This window comes from Pseudomonas triticicola, assembly GCF_019145375.1.
Lineage (GTDB): Bacteria > Pseudomonadota > Gammaproteobacteria > Pseudomonadales > Pseudomonadaceae > Aquipseudomonas > Aquipseudomonas triticicola.
Map to the genome: position 1 here is coordinate 971811 of NZ_JAHSTX010000001.1, position 17238 is coordinate 989048.

Consider the following 17238-nt stretch of genomic DNA (forward strand, 5'->3'; position numbering starts at 1 on the left):
TGGATGTGTGCGTGAAATTCAGCTTGCCCAAAATCGCCACCGCGCCGTTTTGCCCGCCGGAAGTGGCCGGCAGCGTTGCGGTCGATCCGACTGCCACGTTCTTCAAACGTGTGCTGCGCTTCGCCGGCCCCGGTTTGCTGGTGTCGATCGGCTACATGGACCCGGGCAACTGGGCGACCGCGATCGAGGCCGGTTCGCGTTTTGGCTACAGTCTTTTATTCGTCGTGTTGCTGGCGAGTCTGGCCGGCATGGTGGTGCAGTGCCTGTGTTCGCGGCTGGGCATCGCCACTGGTCGCGATCTGGCGCAGTTGTCCCGCGAGCGCTACAGCACCCCGACCGCGCGCCTGCAGTGGCTGCTGGCGGAAATCTCAATCATCGCCACCGACCTCGCCGAAGTGCTTGGCTGCGCTCTCGCGTTTCACTTGCTGCTCGGTTGCTCGCTGAGCTTCGGTATCGCCCTCACGGCTTTCGACACGCTGCTGGTGCTGGCCCTGCAGAACCGGGGATTCCGCCGGCTCGAAGCGATCATGCTGGTGCTGGTCGCGACCATCGGCGTGTGTTTCTTCGTTGAGTTGTTGTTGATCAAACCCTATTGGCCAGACGTGGCGCTGGGCTTTAAACCCTCGCTGTCCGCGATCAGCGATGCGGCGCCGCTGTATCTGGCCATCGGCATCCTCGGCGCCACCGTCATGCCGCACAACCTTTATCTACACACCTCGATCGTGCAAACGCGGATGATCGGCAAGGACCTGGCGAGCAAACAGGACGCGGTGAAACTGGCACGCATCGACACCATCGGTTCGCTGGCCCTGGCGTTGCTGGTCAACGCGGCGATTCTGATTCTCGCCGCGGCGGCCTTTCACCAGTCCGGGCACACCGATGTGGTCGACATTCAGGACGCTTATCATCTGCTCGATCCGCTGGTGGGCGGTGCGCTGGCCAGTGTGTTGTTCGGCGTGGCGCTGCTCGCGTCGGGGCAGAGTTCGACCTTCACCGGGACCATCGCCGGGCAGGTCATCATGGAAGGCTATCTGAACCTGCGCATCCCGTGCTGGCAGCGGCGTTTGATCACCCGCGGGCTGGCGCTGATTCCGGCGTTCATCGGCGTATGGCTGCTCGGTGATGGCGCTATCGGCAAGCTGCTGGTGTTGAGCCAGGTCGTGCTCAGCCTGCAACTGCCGTTTGCCTTGTACCCGCTGATTCGCATGACCAACGACCGGCAGTTGATGGGGCCGTTCGTCAATCGCTGGCCCACGCGGGTGCTGGCCTGGGGGCTGTTTGTGTTGATCAGCGGGGCGAACAGTTGGTTGATATTGCAGTGGGCGGTTTGATCACTGTGTTGCGGTGACTGGCAGGGCCTGTTCGCGAGCAGGCTCGTTCCCACTGGTTGCGCGGGTGATGGCAATTCAGGTGATCAGCCGACGAGGGGTCATCCATCAACTTGTTTCGCGGCGGGCGAGCCTATACTGTATATGCACACAGTAAAGAGCCCGCGCCATGCAAATCATCGACAAGCTCAGCATCCTCGCCGACGCCGCCAAGTACGACGCCTCCTGCGCCAGCAGTGGTGCGCCCAAGCGCAGCTCCGAGGGCAAGAGCGGGCTCGGTTCGACGGACGGCATGGGCATTTGCCACAGCTACACGCCGGACGGGCGCTGTGTGTCGTTGCTGAAAATCCTGCTGACCAACTTCTGCCTTTACGATTGCCAATATTGCGTCAACCGCCGTTCCAGCGATGTGCCGCGTGCGCGCTTCACCCCGGAAGAAGTCGTGACGCTGACCATGGATTTCTACCGCCGCAACTGCGTCAGCGGCCTGTTTCTCAGCTCCGGGATCATCCGCTCCGCGGACTACACCATGGAGCAACTGGTGCGCGTCGCCAAGTTGCTGCGTGAAGAGCACGAATTTCGCGGCTACATCCATTTAAAGACCATTCCGGAAGCCGATCCGGCCTTGATCGAAGAAGCCGGGCGTTACGCCGACCGCCTCAGCGTCAACATAGAATTGCCCACCGATGCCAGCCTGCAGACCCTGGCGCCGGAGAAGGACATCACCTCGATCAAGCAAGCGATGAACACCATCTACACCGGCGTGCAAACAGTGTTGAACGAGCCGCGCTCGGCAAAATTCGCCCCGGCCGGGCAAAGCACGCAGCTGATCGTCGGTGCCGATGACACCGATGACAGCACCATCCTCCACAGCGCTCAATCCCTGTATGGCAACTTCCGTTTGCGCCGGGTCTATTACTCGGCATTCAGCCCGATCCCCGACAGCCCGAAAAGCGTACCGCTCGCCGCGCCGCCGCTGATGCGCGAGCACCGTTTGTATCAGGCTGATTTCCTCCTGCGCAGCTACGGCTACAGCGCTGACGAACTGCTCAAAGGCCCGGGCAATCTGGCGCTTGATATCGACCCGAAGCTGGCCTGGGCGCTGGAAAATCGCGAAGTGTTTCCGCTGGACCTGAACCGTGCCGATGCGACGTTGATCGCACGCATCCCGGGCATTGGCTTGCGCACCACCGAGCGCCTGGTCGAGCTGCGCCGTCAGCGCCGCATCCGTTACGAAGACGTCGCGCGGATGCGCTGTGTGCTGGCCAAGGCCAAGCCGTTCATCATCACCAGCGATTACCACCCGCAACAGGCGGAAGTCACCAGCCACATGCTCTACCAGCAATTGCGCGACCGGCCGATGCCGCAGCAGATGGGGTTGTGGGGATGATCAGTCTCGATTGTGACGATCTGTTCGACACCTGGCGCCAGCAGGCGCGCTGGTTGCTCAGCCATGAGATCGATCCGAGTCTGGTGAGCTGGGCGGCGGAAGGCGTTGGCGATCTGTTTGCCAGTGATGATCACATGCCCGAAGGGCAGGGGCCGTTTCAGGCGCGTATTCCCCGTGCGCTGCTTGCCACCCTCGAACAAGCGGCGCGCTATCGCGGCGAACAGCGCTGGAGCCTGTTGTATGAAGTGCTCTGGCGGGTCAGTCACGGCGACCGCACGGCGATGATGGCCGGCGACAAACTCGGCAGTGAGTTGCAGCGCCGCATCAAGCAGGTCAGCCGCGAGGCCCATCATCTGCATGCGTTTGTGCGTTTCATCGAGCGGCCCAAGGATCTGCCTGGTCCACAATACGTGGCGTGGCACGAACCGGCGCATGACATTCTGCACAGCGCCAGCGAGCACTTTATCGGGCGCATGGGCCAGCATCGCTGGTTGATCGCCACACCGCGTGACGGCGTTTATTACGACGGTGAGCAATTGATTCACGAGCGGCAATGCCCGATTGAATGGCAGCAACTGGCACAGAACGTCGATGACCCCCACGGCGATTTGTGGTTGACCTACTACAGCCACATCTTCAACCCGGCGCGGTTGAACCCGAAGGTCATGCAAGGGCATTTGCCGGTGCGGTTCTGGAAGAATCTGCCGGAGGGCGAGTTGATACCGGGATTGATCACCCAGGCGCGGATGGGCAAGCAGCAGAATGGACAGGCGAGTGGGATTGCTGATCGGACGGGTAAACGCATTACCTCCAAAAATCAAAAGCAGACCCTCACCCCAGCCCTCTCCCGGAGGGAGAGGGAGCCGAGCGAGGTGTTCTCGCAAAATACATCGACGTGAATCACCGAGTCGAACTCAGTGTTGAAAAGCACACGGATCGGCTCCCTTTCCCCCTCGCCCCCTTGGGGAGAGGGCTGGGGTGAGGGGGAAAGATCTCCAGTCTTACACAAAAAAAACCAACACCCACAAGCAAACAAGCCCCCCACCAATCACTCGGTGGAGGGCTTTTGAGCATCAGCAGTCGTCAGATCAAACCTTGACGATCCAGCCCGCCGGCGCTTCGATGTCGCCGGTCTGCACGCCAGTCAGCTCTTTGTAGAGCTGCTGGGTTACCGGGCCTACCTCGGTTTCGCTGTGGAACACATGCAGGTGATCGTTGTAGCTGATGCCGCCAATCGGCGTGATCACCGCAGCGGTACCGCAGGCACCGGCTTCCTTGAAGTCCGACAGCTTGTCGATCAGCACGTCGCCTTCAACCACTTCCAGGCCCAGACGCGATTTCGCCAGTTCGATCAGCGACAGGCGGGTGATGCCTGGCAGGACCGACGGCGAGTTCGGGGTGACGAACTTGTTGTCGTGGGTGATCCCGAAGAAGTTGGCCGAACCGACTTCTTCGATCTTGGTGTGGGTCATCGGATCGAGGTAGATCGCGTCGGCGAAGTTGGCTTTCTTGGCTTTCGAGCCCGGCATCAGGCTGGCGGCGTAGTTGCCACCGACCTTGGCCGCACCGGTGCCTTGCGGGGCCGCGCGGTCGTAGCTGGAGATCTGGAAGTTGTGCGGGGTCAGGCCGCCCTTGAAGTAGGCGCCGACCGGGATGCAGAAGATCGAAAAGATGAACTCGGGCGCGGTGCGCACGCCGATGTTGTCACCGACGCCGATCACGAACGGGCGCAGGTACAGCGCGCCGCCGGTGCCGTACGGCGGGATGAAACGCTCGTTGGCGCGCACCACGGCTTTGCAGGCTTCGATGAACTGCTCGGTGTCGACCGTCGGCATCAGCAGACGCGCACAGCTGCGTTGCATGCGCAGGGCGTTCTGGTCCGGGCGGAACAGGTTGATCGAGCCGTCCTTGCAGCGATAGGCCTTCATGCCTTCGAAGCACTGCTGACCGTAGTGAAGGGCAGTGGAGCCTTCGCTGATGTGCAGGACGTTATCTTCGGTCAGGGTGCCTTTGTCCCACTCGCCATCGCGAAAGTACGACAGATAGCGCTTGTCGGTCTTGATGTAGTCAAAACCCAGCTTGTCCCAATTGATGCTTTCGTTACCCATGACACCCTCTATCACTGAACAACCGCCGAAACGGTTCAAGGCTTCTGACGTTTTTTTGGATGGGCACAACAATACTTCATTCTTGAGCGGTTTCGCAGCCCGGACTATCGGATGGCACACAGATAAATCGTGTTGCCCTCAGGAATTCGCGAGCAGGCTCGCTCCCACAGGGGAATGCATTCCAAATGTGGGAGCGAGCCTGCTCGCGAAGGGGCCTACAGATGCAGCGCATTCCCCAGCGCCCGCAATGCCGCTTCCTGCACCGCTTCGCCCAAGGTCGGGTGCGCATGAATGGTGCCGCCGATGTCTTCCAGTCTCGCGCCCATTTCCAGGCTCTGCGCAAAAGCCGTCGACAGTTCGGAAACCCCAACGCCCACCGCTTGCCAACCGACAATCACATGATTATCCCGACGAGCAACCACGCGGACGAAGCCGCTTTTCGATTCCAGGGTCATTGCGCGGCCGTTGGCGGCGAACGGGAAGCTTGCAACGATGCAGTCCATCCCGGCAGCCTTGGCCTCGTCCGGAGTTTTGCCGACCACCACCAGTTCCGGGTCGGTAAAGCACACCGCGGCGATGGCGGTCGGGTTGAATTCGCGGCGCTTGCCGCTGATCAGCTCGGCAACCATTTCGCCCTGAGCCATGGCGCGGTGGGCCAGCATCGGTTCGCCGCTCACGTCGCCAATGGCGTAGACGTTGCGCATGCTGGTCTGGCAACCGCTGTCGATCCTGATCGCCGAACCGTTCATGTCCAGATTCAACGCTTCGAGATTGAAGCCCTGCGTATTGGGTTTGCGTCCGACCGCGACCAGTACCTGATCGGTTTCCAGATTGAGGGTTTCGCCTTCGGGATCGCGCACCTGCAACTTGCCGTCGAAACCCAGCACGCTGTGCTTGAGGTACAGCTTCACACCCAGTTGCTTGAGCGCCTCATGCACTGGTTGCGTCAGTTCTGCGTCATAGGCCGGCAGGATGCGGTCCTGCGCCTCGACCACACTGACCTCTGCGCCGAGCTTGCGATAGGCGATGCCCAGCTCCAGACCGATGTAACCACCGCCGACCACCACCAGCCGTTTCGGCACAGACGTCGGCGCCAGCGCTTCGGTGGAGGAGATGATTGGCCCGCCAATCGGCAGGATCGGCAGGTTGACGCTGGTCGAACCGGTGGCCAGCACCAGATGTTCGCACTGGATACGCGTATCGCCGACTTCCACGGTTTTGCCGTCGATGATTTTCGCCCAGCCGTTGATGACCTGAACCTTGTTTTTCTTCAACAGCGCGGCGACGCCAGTGGTCAGGCGATCAACGATGCCATCCTTCCACTCGACGCTTTTGCTGATATCCAGGGTCGGCGCGGAAACGCTGATGCCGAGCGCCGAATGCTGGCTGTGATGCTGCGTCTGATGAAACTGCTCAGCCACATGAATCAGCGCTTTCGACGGAATGCAGCCGATATTCAGGCAGGTGCCGCCCAACGATTGGCCTTCGACCAGGATGGTCGGGATGCCCAGTTGCCCAGCGCGGATCGCCGTGACGTAACCGCCGGGGCCGCCGCCGATGATCAGCAAAGTGGTGTTCAAAGTCTGCATTCCATTACTCCACAAACAAGGTCGCGGGTTGTTCGAGCAAGCCACGGATGGCCTGGATGAAAAGCGCCGCGTCCATGCCGTCGACCACGCGGTGATCGAAGGAGCTGGAGAGGTTCATCATCTTGCGGATCACTACCTGGCCTTTGACCACCATTGGCCGCTCGACGATTTTGTTCACGCCGACAATGGCCACTTCCGGCAGGTTCAGCACCGGCGTGCTGACAATGCCGCCCAGCGCACCGAGGCTGGTCAGAGTAATGGTCGAACCGGACAGCTCATCGCGGCTGGCCTTGCCATTGCGCGCGGCGTTGGCCAAACGTGAAATTTCCGCGGCGCTGTCCCACAGGCTGCGCGCCTCTGCATGACGCACCACAGGCACCATCAGGCCGACATCGCTTTGCGTGGCGACGCCGACATGTACCGCGCCGAGGCGAGTGATGACTTGCGCTTCGTCATCGTAACGGGCGTTCATTTGCGGGAAGTCGCGCAGGGCCACAACCAGCGCGCGAACGAGGAACGGCAACAAGGTCAACTTGCCACGGCTGGCGCCATGTTTTTCATTCAGATGCGCACGCAGTTCTTCGATCGCGGTGACGTCGATTTCTTCGACATAACTGAAGTGCGCGGCACGCTGCGTGGCGTCCTGCATGCGCTGGGCGATCTTGCGGCGCATGCCGATCACTTGAATCTGTTCTTCGTCGTGGCGCTGGGCATAAGCGGCAGCGGCCGGCGCCGAAGCGTTCGACTGACCTTGCGCCAGATAGGCCTCAAGATCCTCATGCAACACGCGACCGGCCGGGCCGGTGCCGCGCACCAGACGCAATTGAATACCCAGATCCAGCGCGTGTTTGCGCACGGCCGGCGAGGCAAGCGGGCGTTCATCCGCTTCGCGAGCAACCATCGGACCCTGGCAAACGGTCGCCGGACGTGGTGCGGCGGCTGCGGCGGGTTTGCTTTCGACAGCGGCTTCAACTTTCGGCGCAACCGGTGCTTCTTTGACAGCCGCGGGTGCGGCGGACTCTTTAAGGTTGCCAGCCCCTTCGACTTCGATGCTGATCAGCACACTGCCGACCGCCATCACTTCACCCGGCTGACCACCAAGGGCAATCACCTTGCCATGCACCGGCGACGGAATATCGACCATCGCCTTGTCGGTCATCACATCCGCCAGCACCTGGTCTTCAACCACCAGATCGCCAACCTTGACGTGCCACTGCGACAGTTCTACTTCTGCGATGCCTTCGCCGATGTCCGGCATCTTGATAACGTGCGTGCCCATTCAGACCTCCATGACCCGTTTCAACGCCGCGCCCACGCGGGACGGCCCTGGGAAATACGCCCACTCCTGCGCGTGCGGGTAGGGAGTGTCCCAACCGGTGACGCGCTCGATCGGCGCTTCCAGGTGATGGAAGCAATGCTCTTGCACCAGCGATACCAGCTCGGCGCCGAAACCGCAGGTGCGGGTAGCTTCGTGAACCACCACGCAGCGGCCGGTTTTCTTCACCGACTTGACGATGGTTTCCAGGTCCAGCGGCCACAGGCTGCGCAGGTCGATGACTTCGGCATCGACGCCGGATTCTTCGGCAGCGACTTGCGAGACGTATACGGTGGTGCCGTAGGTCAGCACGGTCACGTCCTTGCCCGGGCGAGTAATCGCGGCAACGTCCAGCGGCACGGTGTAGTAACCGTCCGGCACTTGGGCTTGCGGGTGTTTCGACCACGGGGTTACCGGGCGGTCGTGATGGCCATCGAACGGGCCGTTGTACAGGCGTTTCGGCTCGAGGAAGATCACCGGGTCATCGTTTTCGATGGAGGCGATCAGCAAACCTTTGGCGTCGTACGGGTTGGACGGCATCACCGTACGCAGACCGCAGACCTGAGTGAACATCGCCTCGATGCTCTGGCTGTGGGTCTGGCCGCCGTAGATGCCACCGCCGCATGGCATGCGCAGAGTCATCGGTGCGGTGAACTCGCCGGCCGAGCGATAACGCAGACGCGCTGCTTCGGAAATGATCTGGTCGGAGGCGGGGTAGACGTAGTCGGCGAACTGGATTTCGGCGACCGGGCGCAAACCGTAGGCGCCCATGCCGACGGCGACACCGACGATGCCGCTTTCCGAGATCGGCGCGTCGAACACTCGCGAGGTGCCGTACTTGGTCTGCAGGCCTTCGGTGCAGCGAAACACGCCGCCGAAGTAGCCGACGTCCTGACCGAACACGACGACGTTGTCATCGCGCTCAAGCATCACATCCATGGCCGAGCGCAGGGCCTGGATCATGGTCATGGTGGTCGTGGTCATGGCGGTTTCCAACTGAATATTGTTGTTGTGATCGTTCATGTCAGATCCCCAACTGCTGACGCTGGCGCTTCAAGTGCTCCGGCATCTCTTTGTAGACGTCTTCGAACATGGTCGCGGCGCTTGGAATCTGCCCGCCGGCGAGGGTGCCGTACTGTTCGGCCTGTTTCTGCGCGGCAATCACTTCGGCTTCAAGTTCAGCGCTGACGGCGCTGTGCTCTTCCTCCGACCAGTGGCCTACCTTGATCAAGTGCTGTTTCAGACGCGCGATCGGGTCGCCGAGCGGGAAGTGGCTCCAGTCATCGGCCGGGCGGTATTTCGATGGGTCGTCGGAGGTCGAGTGCGGGCCGGCGCGGTAGGTGACCCATTCGATCATGGTCGGGCCGAGGTTGCGCCGGGCGCGTTCGGCAGCCCAAGCGGAAGCGGCGTAGACCGCGTAGAAGTCGTTGCCATCGACCCGCAGCGAGGCGATGCCGCATCCGACACCGCGTCCGGCGAAAGTCGTGGCTTCACCGCCGGCGATGGCCTGGAAGGTGGAAATCGCCCACTGGTTATTCACGACATTGAGGATCACCGGCGCGCGATAAACGTGAGCGAAGGTGAGGGCGGTGTGGAAGTCCGATTCGGCGGTGGCGCCATCGCCGATCCATGCCGAGGCGATTTTCGTATCGCCCTTGATCGCCGAGGCCATGCCCCAGCCGACGCCCTGAATGAATTGGGTGGCGAGGTTGCCGGATATGGTGAAGAAACCGGCGTCCTTGACCGAGTACATGATCGGCAACTGGCGGCCCTTGAGCGGATCGCGCTCGTTGGACAGCAGTTGGCAGATCAGGTCGACCAGCGGCACATCGCGGGCCATCAGGATGCTCTGCTGGCGGTAGGTCGGGAAGCACATGTCGTCGATGTTCAGCGCCAACGCCTGGGCGCTGCCGATGGCTTCTTCGCCAAGGCTCTGCATGTAGAACGACATCTTTTTCTGCCGCTGGGCGACGACCATGCGGTTGTCGTAGATGCGCGTCTTGAGCATCGCGCGCATGCCTTTGCGCAGGATCTCGACCGGCACGTTTTCGGCCCACGGGCCGAGGGCGTTGCCCTGATCGTCGAGCACGCGAATGAGGCCACGGGCGAGGTCGGCGGTGTCGGCAGGTTCTACATCGATGGGAGGTTTGCGCACCGTACCGGCATCGGTCAGATGCAGGTAGGAAAAGTCGGTCTTGCAGCCGGGACGGCCCGAGGGTTCAGGGACGTGCAGGCGCAGCGGTTCATACGCTTGGGTCATGGCTTCTACGCTCGATCTTGTGAATTTCTTGTAGTGAGCTGGCAGTCATTCCCGGGTAGGGGAAATCTTGTCCTACAACAATCATAGGCGTGGCCAAGAAGAATATTTCTCTGTGTTTCGTTGCGCTGGCGACCATTTGCAGATAGAAATTCTGCATAAACATAAAAAACAGGTGGTTTTGTCTCATGCGCAAACTGGACCGTACCGACATCGGCATTCTCAACAGCCTTCAGGAGAACGCGCGCATCACCAACGCCGACCTCGCCCGTTCGGTGAACCTGTCGCCGACGCCATGCTTCAACCGGGTCAAGGCAATGGAAGAATTGGGCCTGATTCGCGAGCAGGTCACGCTGCTGGATGCCGATCTGCTGGGGCTGCACGTGAACGTGTTCATTCACGTCAGTCTGGAAAAGCAGGTAGAGGAGGCGTTGCAGCACTTCGAGGAGGCGATTTCTGATCGGCCGGAGGTGATGGAGTGCTATCTGATGGCCGGCGATCCGGATTATCTGATCCGTGTGCTGGTGCCAAGCATTCAGTCGCTGGAACGCTTCATGATGGATTTTCTGACCAAGGTGCCGGGGGTGGCGAACATTCGCTCCAGCTTTGCGCTGAAGCAGGTGCGCTACAAGACCGCGTTGCCATTGCCGGCGAATGGCCTGACCCTGGGCGCATGAAGATCAAAAGATCGCAGCCTTCGGCAGCTCCTACAGTTGCACCGCATTCCAAATGTAGGAGCTGCCGAAGGCTGCGATCTTTTGACGTTAAAGTTTGTTGAGCGGAATCTTCAGGTAAACCACGCCATTCCCCTCAGGCGCCGGCAGATTCCCCGCCCGCACGTTCACCTGAATCGCCGGCAGCAGCAACGTCGGCATGCCTAACCCAGCGTCACGTGTCGTGCGCATCTCGACGAACGCCGCTTCATCGATCCCGTCATGCACATGAATATTGCTTTTGCGCTGTTCGCCGACAGTGGTCTGACACTGTGAGGCGCGGCCCTCGGGCGGGTAATCGTGGCAGACGTAAAGCTTCACGCTGGCCGGAAACGCCAACAGCTTCTGGATCGACTTGAACAAATGCTGCGCATTGCCGCCGGGGAAATCACAGCGCGCGGTGCCAACGTCCGGCATGAACAGCGTGTCACCCACCAGGATCTGCTCGCCGTCGATCAGGTAGGCCATGTCCGCTGGCGTATGGCCGGGGACGTGCAGGGCGGTAGCCTTGAGGTTGCCGATCATGAACGACTCGTTCGGCGCGAACAGATGATCGAACTGCGAGCCATCGACGCAAAATTCCGGCTCCAGATTGAACAGCGCCTTGAACACATTCTGCACTTTGCTGATCGATTCACCGATGGCGATCTTGCCGCCCAGTTCCCGACGCAGGTACGGCGCGGCGGACAGGTGATCGGCGTGGGCGTGGGTTTCCAGCAGCCATTGCACTTGCAGCCGGTGCGCACGCACGAAAGCGATGATCTTGTCCGCCTGCGCCGTGCCGGTGCGCCCGGCGGCGCCATCATAGTCGAGCACCGGGTCGACGATCGCGCACTGGCCGCCGTCGGCTTCAAAGACCACGTAGCTGTAGGTCGAGGAGGCGGGGTCGAGGAACGCTTCAATCTGGGCGGACATGGCAGAAACCTGTGCTGAGGAATTTCGGGTTGCAACAGTTTATGTAAAAACATAATGTTCGCAGCTTAAGTGACCTTCAAGGCCTCGTGCAAATGCAATCCAGTCTGACCGAATGTGAAGTCGCCCAACTGCGCGCCTCGGCGTCCAAAGCCTGCGCCTTGCTCAAAGCCCTGGCCAATGAGGATCGTCTGTTGATTCTCTGTCAACTGACCCAGGGCGAACGCAACGTCGGCGAGCTGGAAAAAATGACCGGCGTACGCCAGCCGACGCTGTCCCAGCAACTGGGCATCTTGCGCGATGAAGGCCTGGTCGCGACTCGCCGTGAAGGCAAATACATTTTCTATGGCCTGGCCAGTCACGAAGTGATCCAGGTGATGAAAACCCTCTCGGGGCTGTATTGCGGGGCGGTACTCAAGAGCTGGGAACAGCCATAAATGCCAGCCCTCACAAACACCTCCTGTGGGAGCGAGCCTGCTCGCGAAGGCGGCGTGTCAGCCGACGAATAGTTGACTGAGCCACCGCTTTCGCGAGCAGGCTCGCTCCCACATTAGTTGTTGTGGTGAGCCAAAAAATCCTTGCGTGCAGCAAAAGGAACAAGCAATGAACGATCAACACTGGGGCCCATCCATCAGTGCGGACATCGTGGTCATCGGCGGTGGCACGGCCGGCATCGGTTTTGTCGCCAGCCTGCTCAAGCGTGACCCGCAGCTCAAAGTCACCGTGATCGAACCGAGTTCACAGCACTACTATCAACCGGCGTGGACGCTGGTCGGCGGTGGCGCGTTTGATGTGAAAGACACCGTCAGGCCGATGAGCCAAGTCATGCCACGGCAGGCGACGTGGATTCAGGCCAGTGTCAGCGCCATCGACCCGCAAAGCCGCCAACTCACCCTCGACGACCAGCGCACCGTCAGCTATCAGAACCTGATCGTCTGCCCCGGCCTGCGCCTGGCCTGGGAGAAAATCGAAGGTTTGCAGGAAAGCCTCGGCCAGCACGGCGTCACCTCCAACTACAGCTATCAGCACGCCCAGTACACCTGGGATCAAGTGCAGAAACTGCGCGACGGCCGGGCGCTGTTCACCCAACCAGCGATGCCGATCAAATGTGCCGGCGCGCCGCAGAAGGCCCTGTATCTGTCTTGCGATTACTGGCGCAAATCGGCTGTGCTGAAAGACATCAAGGTTGAATTCAATCTCGCTGGCGCTGCGCTGTTTGGCGTGCCGACCTTCGTTCCGCCGTTGATGAAGTACATCGAACAGTACGACGCGCAACTGGCGTTCAACTCGAATCTGGTCAAGGTCGACGGCCCGGCGAAAACCGCGTGGTTTGCCGTCAAGGACGCCGACGGCAACGTCAGCCGCGTGGCAAAAACCTTCGATCTGCTGCACGTCGTGCCGCCACAAGTCGCGCCGGATTTCATCGCCCAGAGTCCGCTGGCCGATGCCGGCGGTTGGTGCGAGGTCGATCCGCAGAGCCTGCAGCATCCGCGTTATCCCGAGGTGTTCGCACTGGGCGATGTCTGCGGTACCAGCAACGCGAAAACGGCGGCGGCGGTGCGCAAGCAGGTTGTCGTCGTTGCGCAGAACCTGCTGGCCGCGCGCAAACAACAGCCGCTGCCGCTCAAGTACGACGGCTACGGCTCGTGCCCGCTGACGGTGGAGAAGGGCAAGGTGATCCTCGCCGAGTTCGGTTATGGCGGCAAACTGCTGCCAACTTTCCCGCTGGACCCGACCGTGGCCCGCCGTTCGGCATGGTGGCTGAAAGCGACGCTGCTGCCGTGGTTCTACTGGCACGGCATGCTCAAGGGTCGCGAGTGGCTGACGCGTCTGTCCAGGATCGACTGAGAAAACCCCTATGTTGCTGGCAAGTCTGTTTGGCGTGGTGATGGGTTTGGTCCTCGGCCTGACCGGTGCGGGCGGCGGGATTCTCGCGGTGCCGGCGCTGGTGCTCGGGCTCCGCTGGACGATGACGCAAGCGGCGCCGGTGGCCTTGTTTGCGGTCGGCAGCGCGGCGGCGGTCGGGGCGATCGATGGTTTGCGCCATGGCCTGGTGCGTTACCGCGCGGCGCTGTTGATTGCCGCGTTGGGCGCGGTGTTTTCGCCGCTGGGGATCTACTTCGCACATCAGTTGCCGGAAAAGATTCTGATGATCCTGTTCAGCCTGCTGATGGTCCTGGTCGCCTGGCGAATGTTCAGAAAGGAGCGTCAGCAAGCGGGGCCGAGCGATCACGGCCATGCCAGTTGGGGCCAGAAAAACTGCATGCTCAACGAGCAGACCGGGCGCTTCGACTGGACCGCCAAATGCACCGCTACCCTGGCTGCACTGGGGGCGGTTACTGGCGTGGTTTCGGGTTTACTTGGCGTCGGCGGCGGCTTTCTGATCGTGCCGGCGTTCAAGCAACTGACCGATGTGCAGATGCGCGGCATCGTTGCGACGTCGTTGATGGTGATCAGTCTGATTTCCGCGATCGGCGTGATCGGCTCGTTTCATGCGGGGGTGCGTATCGACAGCCAGGGCGCGGCGTTCATCGTTGCCAGCATTGTCGGCATGATCATCGGTCGCAGGCTTTGTGCGCGAGTTCCGGCGCGGGCGTTGCAGGTGGGGTTTGCCAGTGTCTGTCTGGTGGTCGCGGGGTACATGTTGGTGCGGGCGTGAAGATCAACAGATCGCAGCCTCGTTGCACTCGACAGCTCCTACAGGGGAATGCGATTCCTGCAGGAGCTGCGATCTTCTCAGCGGGTTACAACACCAGATGCGGCAGCCACAGCGAAATCGCCGGCACGTAGGTCACCAGCAGCAGCACCAGGAACAGCACGGCGTAGAAAGGCAGCAGCGCTTTTACGGTGCTTTCGATACTGACCTTGCCCACCGCCGAGCCGACGAAGAGCACCGCGCCCACCGGCGGTGTTATCAGTCCGATTCCCAGGTTGACCAGCATGATCATGCCGAACTGCACCGGATCGACGCCAATACCCATGATCACTGGCATCAGGATCGGCGTGAGGATCAGGATCAGCGGCGCCATGTCCATCACCGTGCCAAGCAACAGCAGCATGACGTTGATGCACATCAGAATCACGTAGCGGTTGTCCGACAGGGTCAGGAACAGCGTGGTGATTTTCGCCGGGATCTGCATCAGCGTCATGATGTAGCCGAAGCTGGCGGCGAAACCGATCAGGATCATCACGATGGAGATGGTGCGCACCGTGCGATGCATGAGCTTGGGCAACTCGCTCCATTTGTAATCGCGGTAGATGAACATGGTCACGAAGAATGACCACAGCACCGCGATGGCCGCCGATTCAGTGGCGGTGAAAATACCCGAGAGAATGCCGCCGAGGATGATCACCATCGCCATCATGCCCCAAAGGGCTTCGCCGACGATCTTCAGCGCCTGGCGCATCGGGATAACTTCGCCCTTGGGGTAGTTGCGCTTTTTCGCGAAGATCAGGCACAGCACCATCAGGCAGGCGCTCATCAGCAGGCCCGGGACGATGCCGGCCATGAACAGCGAAGCGATCGAAACGGTACCGCCGGCGGCCAGCGAGTAGAGCACTGAGTTATGACTTGGCGGGGTCAGCAGGGCTTGCACCGAACCGCTGACGGTCACGGCGGTGGAGAAGTCCCGTGGATAACCCTTGCGCTCCATCTCCGGAATCAGCACCGAACCCACCGACGCGGTGTCGGCCACTGACGAACCGGAGATCGCACCGAAGAACGTCGAGGCAACAATGTTGACCAGCGACAGACCACCACGGACGAAACCTACCAGCACCCCGGCACACGCCACCAACCGCCGGGACATGCCGCCCTCGGCCATGATCGCGCCGGCGAGGACGAAGAACGGAATGGCCAGCAGCGAGAATTTGTTCACCCCCGAGGCGACCTGAATCATCACCGCTTGAAAGGGGATGTCGATCCACCATGCACCGATCAGTGCAGCGGCGCCCAATGCGTAGGCGACCGGCATGCCGATCAGGATCAATACGATAAAACTGCCCAGCAGGATCAGAGCGTCCATTAAACGGCACCTTCGCTTTCTTCAACCAGGTCGAACTGCACGACCCGACGTTTGCTCTGGTCACCGAGCAAGAGTTTTTCCACGACAAAAATCAATGTCAGCAAACCGCCCACGGGGATCGGCAAATAGGTCACGCCAACGCGCAGATCGGGCAGGGCGGCCATGAACTGGTTCCAGGTGGACATGCACAGCTTGGTCCCCCAGATGGTCATGAAGATGCAGATGGCCGCCATCAGCAGTTGCGAAAAAATCGCCGCTGCGGATTTCAGCTGCGGTGGCATGCGGTCGGTGAGCATGGCCACGGCCATGTGCGCACCGGCGCGGTAACTGGCGGCGGCGCCGATGAAGGTGAACACCATCATCAGCAGGATCGCCGTCGGCTCTGGCCAGCTGGAGCCGGTGCCGAGCACGTAACGGGCGAAGACGCCCCAGGGAATCATCAGGGAAATCGCCAGGACGGAGAGGCCGGCGACCCAGATGCACGTCATGTAGATCTTGTCGTTGATACGCAGCAGCAGATTCTTCATCGGGTTCCACCGTAACCGGGCACGCCTGAACCGCTGGCGCGCCGGGCCTTTTTCATGAGTACAGAACGGGAGGCGTTACTGAACGGCTTCGATCTTTTTGATCAGGTCGGCGTACTTCGCGCCGTACTTTTCCCGTACCGGTGCGGTGGCGTCGTAGAAGGGTTTTTTGTCAACGGTGATGAACTCGACGCCAGCGGCCTTGAGTTTTTCTTCACTGGCAGCGGACTTCTTGTCCCACAATACGCGTTCTTCAGCCTGGGCGGCCTTGGCGGCTTTTTTCACCAGTTGCTGTTGATCCGGAGTGAGTTTTTCCCAGGTGATTTTCGACATCACGATCGGCTCTGGCAGGATCAGGTGACCGGTCAGGCTGTAGAACTTGGCGTTCTGGAAGTGGTTGTGTTCGAGCAGGGTCGGCGGGTTGTTTTCCGCGCCGTCGATCACGCCGGTCTGCAGGGCGCTGAAGATCTCCCCGGTGTCCATGGCGATGCCGTTACCGCCCATGGCGTTCATCATGTCGATGAACATCGGGTTGCCTTGTACGCGGATCTTCATGCCCTTGAGGTCTTCGAGCTTGCGCACCGGTTTCTTGGTGTAGATGTTGCGCGTGCCGCCGTCCATCCAGGCCAGGGCCACCAGGCCGAATTCGGAGTTGGTGATCTTGTCGAGAATCTCATCGCCCACCGGGCCATCGATGACGTTACGCATGTGTTGCTGGTCGCGGAAGATGAACGGCATGTTGAACACGTTCACATCCGGTACCACAGGGCCGACGATGCCCAGACTGACGCGCGACAGCTGCACCGCGCCGACCTGCATCTGCTCGATGACTTCCTTCTCGGAGCCAAGCACACCGCCCGGGAAGTATTGGAAGGTCAGTTCGCCGTTGGTTTCCTTGGTCAGGGTGTCGCCCATGGATTTTTCAGCCACCACGGTTGGGTAACCGGCGGGGTGAATGTCGGCAAATTTGAGTTTCATTTCCGCCTGAGCGGCACCAGCGAAGGTGAACATCAGCGGGAGTGCAGCGGCGAGCAAGGTGCGTTTGAAGTTCATGGGGGGTGAGTCTCCAGTCTTGTT

15 protein-coding genes and 1 pseudogene are annotated in these 17238 nt (G+C 60.8%); 7 read left to right on the forward strand and 9 right to left on the reverse strand.

Annotation, left to right across the window (positions count from 1 at the left end; genetic code table 11):
* Nucleotides 1-62 precede the first annotated feature (62 nt).
* The 3 genes and pseudogenes from KVG85_RS04440 to KVG85_RS04450 form a co-directional block, all read left to right on the forward strand.
* The gene (locus KVG85_RS04440) at nt 63-1331 is read left to right on the forward strand and encodes an Nramp family divalent metal transporter (RefSeq protein WP_437182193.1); all 1269 of its coding nucleotides are present in this window, start codon (nt 63-65) and stop codon (nt 1329-1331) included.
* Between the two features lie 166 nt (nt 1332-1497).
* Nucleotides 1498-2718 carry a putative DNA modification/repair radical SAM protein gene (locus KVG85_RS04445; protein ID WP_024013352.1) on the forward strand — a complete coding sequence of 407 codons (1221 nt, stop codon included), beginning with the start codon at nt 1498-1500 and terminating at the stop codon, nt 2716-2718.
* Nucleotides 2715-3530 (forward strand): annotated as a pseudogene (locus KVG85_RS04450) (TIGR03915 family putative DNA repair protein); the annotation flags it as partial. The gene KVG85_RS04445 and the pseudogene KVG85_RS04450, both read left to right, overlap by 4 nt.
* Nucleotides 3531-3806: 276 nt before the next feature.
* On the opposite strand, the gene KVG85_RS04455 reads toward KVG85_RS04450, so the two are convergent.
* The 5 genes from KVG85_RS04455 to KVG85_RS04475 all read right to left on the reverse strand — a co-directional run bounded on the left by KVG85_RS04455 (nt 3807) and on the right by KVG85_RS04475 (nt 9990).
* Nucleotides 3807-4826 (reverse strand): branched-chain amino acid aminotransferase, encoded by a 1020-nt coding sequence (locus KVG85_RS04455; protein WP_016775201.1) that lies wholly within the window; start codon nt 4824-4826, stop codon nt 3807-3809.
* Nucleotides 4827-5041: 215 nt separating this feature from the next.
* A complete protein-coding gene (lpdA, locus tag KVG85_RS04460; protein WP_217863082.1) occupies nt 5042-6415 on the reverse strand; it encodes a dihydrolipoyl dehydrogenase in 1374 nt (457 codons plus the stop codon).
* A gap of 4 nt (nt 6416-6419) precedes the next feature.
* A complete protein-coding gene (locus KVG85_RS04465; protein ID WP_122603023.1) occupies nt 6420-7694 on the reverse strand; it encodes a dihydrolipoamide acetyltransferase family protein in 1275 nt (424 codons plus the stop codon).
* Nucleotides 7695-8753 (reverse strand): alpha-ketoacid dehydrogenase subunit beta, encoded by a 1059-nt coding sequence (locus tag KVG85_RS04470; protein ID WP_003224000.1) that lies wholly within the window; start codon nt 8751-8753, stop codon nt 7695-7697. It abuts the gene before it with no gap.
* A gap of 1 nt (nt 8754) precedes the next feature.
* Nucleotides 8755-9990: a 3-methyl-2-oxobutanoate dehydrogenase (2-methylpropanoyl-transferring) subunit alpha gene (locus KVG85_RS04475; RefSeq protein WP_130888718.1), complete on the reverse strand. Its 1236-nt coding sequence runs from the start codon at nt 9988-9990 to the stop codon at nt 8755-8757.
* A gap of 185 nt (nt 9991-10175) precedes the next feature.
* Here KVG85_RS04475 and bkdR point away from each other — a divergent pair, with 185 nt between their 5' ends.
* Nucleotides 10176-10664, forward strand: coding sequence for a Bkd operon transcriptional regulator BkdR (gene bkdR / locus KVG85_RS04480; RefSeq protein ID WP_041476986.1), 489 nt, complete (start codon nt 10176-10178; stop codon nt 10662-10664).
* A gap of 87 nt (nt 10665-10751) precedes the next feature.
* Here bkdR and KVG85_RS04485 read toward each other — a convergent pair whose 3' ends face one another.
* The gene (locus KVG85_RS04485; protein ID WP_217863083.1) at nt 10752-11615 is read right to left on the reverse strand and encodes an MBL fold metallo-hydrolase; all 864 of its coding nucleotides are present in this window, start codon (nt 11613-11615) and stop codon (nt 10752-10754) included.
* 92 nt (nt 11616-11707) lie between these two features.
* Here KVG85_RS04485 and KVG85_RS04490 point away from each other — a divergent pair, with 92 nt between their 5' ends.
* From KVG85_RS04490 to KVG85_RS04500, 3 genes are all read left to right on the forward strand, one after another.
* Nucleotides 11708-12049, forward strand: coding sequence for an ArsR/SmtB family transcription factor (locus KVG85_RS04490; RefSeq protein ID WP_016775194.1), 342 nt, complete (start codon nt 11708-11710; stop codon nt 12047-12049).
* A gap of 166 nt (nt 12050-12215) precedes the next feature.
* Complete coding sequence (locus tag KVG85_RS04495; protein WP_217863084.1) at nt 12216-13460, forward strand: NAD(P)/FAD-dependent oxidoreductase; 1245 nt, start codon at nt 12216-12218, stop codon at nt 13458-13460.
* Nucleotides 13461-13470: 10 nt separating this feature from the next.
* Nucleotides 13471-14271: a sulfite exporter TauE/SafE family protein gene (locus tag KVG85_RS04500; protein WP_217863085.1), complete on the forward strand. Its 801-nt coding sequence runs from the start codon at nt 13471-13473 to the stop codon at nt 14269-14271.
* 85 nt (nt 14272-14356) lie between these two features.
* On the opposite strand, the gene KVG85_RS04505 is transcribed toward KVG85_RS04500, so the two are convergent.
* The 3 genes from KVG85_RS04505 to KVG85_RS04515 form a co-directional block, all read right to left on the reverse strand.
* Entirely contained in the window at nt 14357-15637 is a 1281-nt protein-coding gene (locus KVG85_RS04505) for a TRAP transporter large permease (protein ID WP_197891844.1), read from the reverse strand.
* Nucleotides 15637-16164, reverse strand: coding sequence for a TRAP transporter small permease (locus KVG85_RS04510; RefSeq protein ID WP_110600937.1), 528 nt, complete (start codon nt 16162-16164; stop codon nt 15637-15639). Before KVG85_RS04510 ends, KVG85_RS04505 begins: the two co-directional genes overlap by 1 nt.
* A gap of 75 nt (nt 16165-16239) precedes the next feature.
* The gene (locus KVG85_RS04515) at nt 16240-17214 is read right to left on the reverse strand and encodes a TRAP transporter substrate-binding protein (protein WP_130911358.1); all 975 of its coding nucleotides are present in this window, start codon (nt 17212-17214) and stop codon (nt 16240-16242) included.
* Nucleotides 17215-17238 lie beyond the last annotated feature (24 nt).

Bases quoted from the DNA above. Each gene is read 5' to 3' on its own strand.
- KVG85_RS04445 (WP_024013352.1), top strand. From the start codon at position 1,498: ATGCAAATCATCGACAAGCTCAGCATCCTCGCCGACGCCGCCAAGTAC.
- KVG85_RS04455 (WP_016775201.1), bottom strand. From the start codon at position 4,826: ATGGGTAACGAAAGCATCAATTGGGACAAGCTGGGTTTTGACTACATC.
- lpdA (WP_217863082.1), bottom strand. From the start codon at position 6,415: ATGCAGACTTTGAACACCACTTTGCTGATCATCGGCGGCGGCCCCGGC.
- KVG85_RS04465 (WP_122603023.1), bottom strand. From the start codon at position 7,694: ATGGGCACGCACGTTATCAAGATGCCGGACATCGGCGAAGGCATCGCA.
- KVG85_RS04470 (WP_003224000.1), bottom strand. From the start codon at position 8,753: ATGAACGATCACAACAACAATATTCAGTTGGAAACCGCCATGACCACG.
- KVG85_RS04475 (WP_130888718.1), bottom strand. From the start codon at position 9,990: ATGACCCAAGCGTATGAACCGCTGCGCCTGCACGTCCCTGAACCCTCG.
- bkdR (WP_041476986.1), top strand. From the start codon at position 10,176: ATGCGCAAACTGGACCGTACCGACATCGGCATTCTCAACAGCCTTCAG.
- KVG85_RS04485 (WP_217863083.1), bottom strand. From the start codon at position 11,615: ATGTCCGCCCAGATTGAAGCGTTCCTCGACCCCGCCTCCTCGACCTAC.
- KVG85_RS04490 (WP_016775194.1), top strand. From the start codon at position 11,708: ATGCAATCCAGTCTGACCGAATGTGAAGTCGCCCAACTGCGCGCCTCG.
- KVG85_RS04495 (WP_217863084.1), top strand. From the start codon at position 12,216: ATGAACGATCAACACTGGGGCCCATCCATCAGTGCGGACATCGTGGTC.
- KVG85_RS04500 (WP_217863085.1), top strand. From the start codon at position 13,471: ATGTTGCTGGCAAGTCTGTTTGGCGTGGTGATGGGTTTGGTCCTCGGC.
- KVG85_RS04505 (WP_197891844.1), bottom strand. From the start codon at position 15,637: ATGGACGCTCTGATCCTGCTGGGCAGTTTTATCGTATTGATCCTGATC.
- KVG85_RS04510 (WP_110600937.1), bottom strand. From the start codon at position 16,164: ATGAAGAATCTGCTGCTGCGTATCAACGACAAGATCTACATGACGTGC.
- KVG85_RS04515 (WP_130911358.1), bottom strand. From the start codon at position 17,214: ATGAACTTCAAACGCACCTTGCTCGCCGCTGCACTCCCGCTGATGTTC.